Origin of the sequence: Corallococcus exercitus (assembly GCF_003611585.1) — a bacterium.
Classification (GTDB): Bacteria; Myxococcota; Myxococcia; order Myxococcales; family Myxococcaceae; genus Corallococcus; species Corallococcus exercitus.
This window is the reverse complement of record NZ_RAVW01000468.1, coordinates 1-7,113: the sequence shown is the minus strand read 5'-3', so window position 1 is coordinate 7,113 and position 7,113 is coordinate 1. Positions and strand designations below refer to the sequence as shown.

The following is a 7,113-nucleotide window of genomic DNA, read 5'->3' as shown; positions in this document are numbered from 1 at the left end:
GCCCCCGCCTCCCCCCGGGTCACCGTCACCGCCGTGAACGAGGGCGACGTGACGCTCTCCCGGGGCCACGCGGAGGGCCTGGATGAAGGCACGCGCGTCCGCATCCGCACGCAGGACTCCCGCGAGCTGGTGCTGCGAGTCGTCGAATCGCGCGAGGACACCGCCGTCGCCCGCCTGGGCCGGGGTGAGAACGTGCGCGTCGGTGACACCGCCGTCGTCACGGATGCCCCCGCCACCGCGCGCCTCTTCTTTCCCGAACCCGGCGTGCCACGCCTGCGCTACGGCTTCCATGCACGGCCCTTCCTCGCGCTGGATGCGAAGACGCGGCAGGGCAAGTCCGCTCGCGCGGGCGGCCTGCTGCTGGATGCGTTCATCGCGTGGCGGCCCGGCGATCTGCCCCTGGTGCTGAGCGCACAACTGGACCCCGTGGGCTTCGGCCTGGGCACCGGCCTGCGCCACACGCCGGGCTCCGCGTACGTCGCGGTGGCCTACTCCACCGACTTCCTCGAAGTGGGCATCGGCGCGGGCGGGCTGTTCGGTCAGAAGAACTGCTCGCCCCAGCTCAGCTACGACCCCATCACCTACGAGCCCATCCAAGGCGAGAGCGTGTGCGACTCCAATGCGGGGCCGTCCTTCCAGCAGGTGCTGCGGCTGGGCGCGCTCGACGGGTTCCACATCGCCTGGAACTCCGCGATCCTCTCGCGCGACAACCAGTTCCGCTTCGGCTCCGGACGCGGTGAGGTCCAGGTGCCCCTCACGCCCAGCCTCTCCCTCTTCGGCGCGGGCGGTGGCTCCGCGAGCGGATGGGGCTTCGGCGAGCTGGGCGTGCGCAGCTTCCTCAAGGGCACCGGCGGCTCCGGGACCACCGTGCTCTCCGCCAGCCTGGGCATCGTGTCGCTCTCCGACGGCACCGGCGAGGCCCTCACGGGCCCCTCCATCGCCATCGGCATCGAGCGCCGTCCCTGAAGTCAGTGGCCGGACGCCATCGAAGCGGCGAACTCCTCCGGCACCATCGCGCCGGAGATGGGGAAGTCCTTCGGCGCCTTCTTCCACGCCTTCCCGGCCGCCGGGCGGGCAGCCGTCCGAGGAAGCTGTCCCAGGCCGATGAGCGTCAGTGACAGCAGGCCCAGCCCCACGGCCCCCGCGGCCAGCTCGTCCACGAGGCCGACCCTGCGAAGGCCGCCCACCCCCAGGAGCGGGAGCGCGGCGATGGGCATGGCCACCCATGCCACCCACGTGCGCCAGTTCGCGCGAGCCTGGTGCCTCAGTGCGTCGATTGAAACCATCGGGGCGTCCTTCCGAACAGGAGGGTTGCCCATGAGGATGGGGATGGACCCGGGTCCAACGAAAGGCCCCCGCATCGTGCTCGCCTGCCTCCCCACGGGCAGGGCGTTGGTGCGGGGCGGCAAGAAGGGCCGGGGCTCCCCCGCGTTCAGCCGCTCAGCGCCCGCACGCGCGCCGCGAGGTTCTGCGTGAAGAGCCGGTAGATGTGCAGCGAGGCCGCGTCGTGCGTGGCCAGGAAGTGCTGGAAGCTCTCGCGGGTGATGCGCAGCGCGCGCACCGCCGTCTTCGCGCGCACGTTCGCGGACACGGGGCCGTCCTGCACCAGGGAAATCTCCCCCAGGAACGAGCCCGGCCCCAGCGTGTTGAGATGTCGCGCGTTCGGCTCGTTGCCGGAGAAGACGTCCACCGTGCCCTCCAGCAGCACGAGCAGGCCCGTGCCGGGCGAGCCTTTCTCCAGCAGCACCGAGCCCGGAGTGACCGCCACGGGCCGCGCCAGCCGGTACAGGTCCTTCATGTCCTCCAGCGTCAGCTCGCCGAAGATGGGAATGGCCTTGAGGAAGCGGTAGCCGCTGGCCTCCGGCACGGTCGCGCCTGCGGCCAGCCGCGCGAGCAGCGCCTCCGCCTCCACGTCCAGGCCCATGCGCCGCAGGAGCCGCGCCTTCTCCGTCACCAGGATGGGGTCCGCGCGCAAGAGCTCGGAGCTGCTCAGCGCGTCCGCCAGCACCGCGAGCGCCCGGTGTGTGAAGCCTCCGGCGTCCAACACCTTGCACGTGCGCAGCACCGCTTCGACGTAGCGCGGATCCTCCGCGAGCACGCCGCCCAGCGCTTCCGCCTCCGCGTGGGCCTGTCCCAGCTCGTGGTAGAGGTCCGCGGCCTCGAAGGGGCGGCCCAGGCGGACCAGGCAGTGCGCCATCGACTCGCGGGCCCCCAGGCCCCGGTAGACCTCCAGCGCGCGCTCCAGCGCCCCACCCCGCTCGAAGGCCGCCGCGGCGCGCTCCACCTCGCCCGCGCGCAGGTACGCCTCCGCGGCCGCCACGTGCTGACCGCCTTGCGCGTACAGGTCCGCCACCGACACGTCGTCCCCGCTGCCGTCCAACAGCCGCGCCGCGCCCGTGAAGTCGCGCGCCCGGCGCAGCACATCCACCAGCCAGTGGCGCTCCTTCACCGACCCCTGCGCGGCCTCCTTGCGCAGGCGTTCGCGCTGCGCCGAGCCCAGCTCCTCGTAGAGCTGCGCCGCGCGCTCCGGCTCGCCTTGAGCCGCCAGGGACTGCACCACCTGGAGCGTGCCGCCCCGCGCTGAACCGCCCCGACTGCTGCCCGCAGTTTCGCCTGCCATGTCACACGTCCCTTCCCAGGCCCGCCCCGTCGGGGCGACGCGCCCGGTTCCACAAGCGCCTGACTAACCAGGAACCCGGGCGTAAAGCCAGCCTCGACCGGCCCCCCCGTGGCCCTGGAGACACCGGGTCCGGTAGGGTCCGGGCATGGTTGTTCCCGTCCCGGCCGGGGTGTCTCCGGACCGCCTCCCCGGGCCCTCGCGCCCGCGCTCCTGGTACCTCGTGGCCCCTTCCGCCGCCCTGCGCCTCGGTCAGGTGATGGGCGTCCAGGTGGGAGGCCACGAGGTGGTGGTGTTCCGCGGCCAGGAGGGGCGCCTCCACGCCCTGTCCGCGCACTGTCCCCACCTGGGGGCCCACCTGAAGCACGGCACCGTCCAGGGGGAGCTGCTGCGCTGTCCGCTGCATCACTGGAGCTTCGATGGAGGGGGCCGCTGCCGCGCCGCACCGGGATGCAGCGACGTGTCCACCCTGCCCGGCCCCCGGACCTGGCCGGTGGAGGAGCGCTTTGGCGGGGTGCTGGTCTTCAACGGGCCGCAGGCGCTGTTTCCCCCACCCGACCTGGAAGGTGGGGAGCACGTCTGGAACGTGGGATCTCCGGTGACGGTGGGATGTCCCTGGCTGCCGCTCGCGGCGAACTCCTTCGACCTGGAGCACCTGCGCACGGTGCACCACCGGGAGCTGTGGGACACGCCCACCTGGGAGACGCCGGACCGGTACACCCTGCGGCTGCGCTACACGTCGCGAGTCATCGGCACGGGCGCGAGCGACCGGCTGATGAAGGCGCTGTCGGGCAACCGCATCCGCGTGGAGCTCACACTGCACGGCGGCACGCTGATGTCGGTGAAGAGCGACCTGGGCCGGGCGCGGGGACTGCTGCTCGCGAGCCTGACGCCGGTGGCGGAAGGCACGTCGGTGCGGCTCGCCGTCGCGGCGCGGCGGGGTCCGGTTCCAGGCGCGGCGGCGCTGGTGCTCGGCGTATCGCGGTGGCTCTACACGTCGTTCCTGCGCCGGGACCTGTCCGTGCTGGACGGCATGCGCTTCAACGTCACGACGGCGACAGCGGATCCGGTGATGCGGCAGCTGCTCGACTTCGCCGTGGGCCTGCCCGAGGACGGGGACGATGCGCGCCGATGACGCTCCGCCGATTCCGGCCGCGCTCAATGCGCTACTGCTCGTCGCGGCGATGGGCGCGGGGGCGCTGTGCCTGTGGACGGCGTCGCACGCGGAAGGGCTGTGGGTGCGGCTGGTGGCGGCCGGGGTGTTCTCCTACGTGAACAACACGGTGTTCTCGCTGTTGCACGAAGCGACGCACGGCGTGCTGCATCCGTCGCGGCGGCTCAACGACGGGCTGGGCCGGCTGGCGGCGACGTTCTTCCCCACGTCGTTCACGTTGCAGCGCGCGTTCCACCTCACGCATCACCGGTACAACCGCACGGCGCGCGAGCAGTTCGACTACCTGCACCCGGGCGACCACCGCTTCCTCAAGTATGCGCAGTGGTACGTCATCCTGACCGGCGTCTACTGGCTGTTCGTGCCGCTGGGAGCGTTTGTGTTCGCGCTCCTGCCGGGCCTGCTGCGAAGGCTGCGAGGCCCGGGCACACGCTACGGGGAACAGACGGGCGCGGACGCGTACCTGGGACGGCTGGAGGACGCACCGGGCGCGGCCATCCGAATGGAGGTGTTGGGGATGGTGGCGCTGCAGGCGGGGCTGGCGTACGCGCTGGACCTGACGCTCGTGGGGTGGGCGCTCTGCTACGCGGCGTTCGCGGTGAACTGGAGCTCGTTGCAGTACGCGGATCACGCGTGGTCGCCGCTGGATGTGCGCGAAGGCGCGTGGGACCTGAAGGTCGCGACGCCGGTGCGCTGGGTGTTCCTCAACTACCACTACCACCGAGCGCACCACCGGCACCCGCAGGTGCCCTGGCTCTACCTGGGCCGCTACGTGGATGAGCGCGTCCCCCGTCCGTCCTTCCTACGGGTCTGGCTGTCAATGTGGCGAGGCCCCCGGCCGTTCCCGGAGCAGCTGAAGTGAGTGCGCCATCGAGCGGGCCCCTCTCCAGGAAGGAAGCGCACGCGGAGGGTCCGCTGTTCGGCTGGCCAGCGCCCGGTGAACTGAAGCGCACGGGCGCGATGACCTTCGGCTTCGCGCTGTTCTTCCTCGTGGTGTACGGCGGCGCGAGCTGGGTGACGGGCTTCTATCCCGGCGGCCTGCGCGTGGACCTGCCCTTCGAACAGCACATCCCGTTCATGCCTGGGTGGGCCGCTGTCTACGTCAGCATGGACGTGCTGCTCCTCCTGTCCCTGTTCATCTTCCGGACGTGGCGGCGGATGCTCCCCTTCGCGCTGGCACTGTGCGCGGAGACAGTGCTCGGTGCGATCTGCTTCCTCGTCCTACCGGTCGAGGTGGCCTGGCCGCCGCGAGCCGTCACCGGAGGCTGGACGTCCGTCTTCCAGGCCGCGGACACGATGAACCTGGAGCGCAACTACCTGCCGTCGCTCCACGTCGCCTTCGCCTGCACGGCGGCCCTGGCCTACCGCGAACGTTCTGGTCCGGTGGCGAGCACCGTGTTCACGCTGTGGGCACTGGCCATCGCGGCGTCCACGCTGCTCATCCACGAGCACCACCTGGTGGACGTGCTCGCGGGAGCGTTGCTCGCCTGGGGTACGTGGCGTGTCGTGGCGCCCCGGGTCCGGAAGGAGGAGTTCCTCGAAGCCGTGCGGATGGAAGCCCTCTGCGCACGGGAGCTGTACCGCTTCGCGCGCAGGCACCCGCGTTACGGGCTCATCGGGCTCGCGCTGTATCAACAATCCCTGGGGCGCTGGAGCAAGGCGCGCAGGGCACGGGCGGGGTTCTGCTTCCTCCAATTGGTGGATGACGTGCTGGATGGAGACCGCCCTGTCGAAGGCGAACCGCTGAACGCCATCGACGCGCTCCTGCGCACGCTGGAGACCGGAGCGCCGGCTCCCGCGACGGAGTTCCATGACACCGCGACCACGCTCGGCCAGGTGCTGATCACGGAGCTGACCGACCCGACGGCTCGCGAGCAGGTATTCGAGCTGGTGCGCACAATGCGCCGGGACCGCGAGCGGGTGCGAGATGGGCGCTGGTGGGACGCGGCGACACTCCAAGCCCAACTCGGCAACACCTTCCGGCTCTCCGTGGGCCTGATGCTGCACGTCGCGAATGCCCAGGTGAGAGCAGAGGAGGCCCCTTCCCTGCTCGCGGCGTTGGGTTGGTGCTCCGTGATGCGCGACCTGCGCGAGGACCTGGCCCAGGGCCTCTTCAACGTCCCCGCCGACGTCGCGGCGGAGGTGCGCGCCCAGGGGCATGATCCGGAGGACTTCGACTCCCTGCTCACGGCAGAGGCCGGACGGACGTGGGCGCGAAGCGAGTACCAGCGGGCCCGTGCCCTGCTGGACCGGTCCGCGAAGGAGCTTGCCCTCCTGGAAGGCAGGCCCGGGTTCGCGCTGCTGCGCCTCTTCCACAAGTCGGTGGAAGCCTTCTGGGCCCGGAAGCTGCCGCGTCGCATGCCCTTCCTGCGCGAGGCCCCGGTCCTGGGAACCTCCTGAGTCTTTCACTCGCGGTCGCCACACCCGCGCGTGGGGTGCGGCCGCCGTGGGCGACGCGCTGCATGCGTTGACGGGAACGGGAGGGAGGCATCTGCTGGACGCATGTCCGACTCCGTCCCTTCCGCCTCCAGCGCCCGCCCGGTGGACGCCTCTGAACGGCTGCCGCTCCTGGACGTGCTGCGCGGCTTCGCGTTGTGGGGCGTCTTCGTGTCGAACAGCTTCGCGTGGTTCAGCGGCCGGGTCCTCATGCCGCGAGAGCAGTCCCAGGCGCTGGCGGCGCCGCCCTTCGAAGCGGCGGTCACGGCGCTCTACCACTTCTTCGTGAACCAGAAGTTCGTCACGCTGTTCGGCTTCCTCTTCGGGCTGGGGTTCTCCATCCAGCTGAAGCGAGCCGAGGGCCGTGGAGCCTCCGTCGTCCCGGTGTACTCGCGGCGGTTGCTGGTGCTGCTGGGCATCGGCGTGGGGCACCTCGCCGCGCTGTGGGCGGGAGACGTGCTCTCCACGTACGCGCTGCTGGGCTTCGCGCTGCTCTTCTTCCGGGACCGTTCGGACCGGACGCTCTGGGTGTGGGTGGGCCTGTCGGTGGTGGTGGTGCCGCTGGTGGTTCCAGCGCTCCTGCACTTCGGTCCCATCCTGCTCCACGGCGCGCAGGCCGCGGCGGACGCCGCGAAGGCCACCGAAGCCATGGAGGCCCAGGCGCGAGGGCAGCTGCTGGTGGGGCTCCAGAGCGACTCGCTCTGGACGACACAGGCCGCGAACGCGCACTTCCTTCAGTACATGCTGCCCACGCTCAAGCGGGTGCTGTGGATGATCTTCATCCTGGGCCGCTTCCTGCTGGGGTTGCTGGCGGGCCGGCACCTGTTGCTCCAGGACGTGGAGCGCCACCGCGCCTGGCACCGGAAGCTGCTGGGCTGGGGGCTGGTGC

Annotated in this window: 7 protein-coding genes; 5 read left to right on the top strand and 2 right to left on the bottom strand. The window is 71.3% G+C overall.

From position 1 onward, the window contains the following. On the top strand, positions 1–966 hold a 966-nt coding region (locus D7W79_RS43995), incomplete at its 5' end, for a hypothetical protein (RefSeq protein ID WP_158617140.1). Between the two features lie 2 nt (positions 967–968). On the opposite strand, the gene D7W79_RS35955 is transcribed toward D7W79_RS43995, so the two are convergent. Together D7W79_RS35955 and D7W79_RS35950 are read right to left on the bottom strand one after the other, a co-directional pair. After that, positions 969–1,286 carry a hypothetical protein gene (locus D7W79_RS35955; protein WP_120529813.1) on the bottom strand — a complete coding sequence of 106 codons (318 nt, stop codon included), beginning with the start codon at positions 1,284–1,286 and terminating at the stop codon, positions 969–971. Between the two features lie 146 nt (positions 1,287–1,432). Then, entirely contained in the window at positions 1,433–2,620 is a 1,188-nt protein-coding gene (locus tag D7W79_RS35950) for a cyclic nucleotide-binding domain-containing protein (RefSeq protein WP_120529812.1), read from the bottom strand. A 145-nt stretch (positions 2,621–2,765) separates the two neighbouring features. Here D7W79_RS35950 and D7W79_RS35945 point away from each other — a divergent pair, with 145 nt between their 5' ends. From D7W79_RS35945 to D7W79_RS35930, 4 genes are all read left to right on the top strand, one after another. After that, positions 2,766–3,752, top strand: coding sequence for a Rieske 2Fe-2S domain-containing protein (locus D7W79_RS35945; RefSeq protein ID WP_120529811.1), 987 nt, complete (start codon positions 2,766–2,768; stop codon positions 3,750–3,752). Continuing rightward, on the top strand, positions 3,739–4,650 hold the full coding sequence (locus D7W79_RS35940; RefSeq protein ID WP_120529810.1) for a fatty acid desaturase: 912 nt from the start codon (positions 3,739–3,741) through the stop codon (positions 4,648–4,650). The genes D7W79_RS35945 and D7W79_RS35940 overlap by 14 nt, the downstream gene beginning before the upstream one ends. After that, positions 4,647–6,188, top strand: coding sequence for a phosphatase PAP2 family protein (locus D7W79_RS35935; RefSeq protein WP_244222157.1), 1,542 nt, complete (start codon positions 4,647–4,649; stop codon positions 6,186–6,188). The genes D7W79_RS35940 and D7W79_RS35935 overlap by 4 nt, the downstream gene beginning before the upstream one ends. Positions 6,189–6,290: 102 nt before the next feature. Beyond that, the coding region (locus D7W79_RS35930) for a DUF418 domain-containing protein (RefSeq protein WP_369127257.1) at positions 6,291–7,113 on the top strand (823 nt) is incomplete at its 3' end.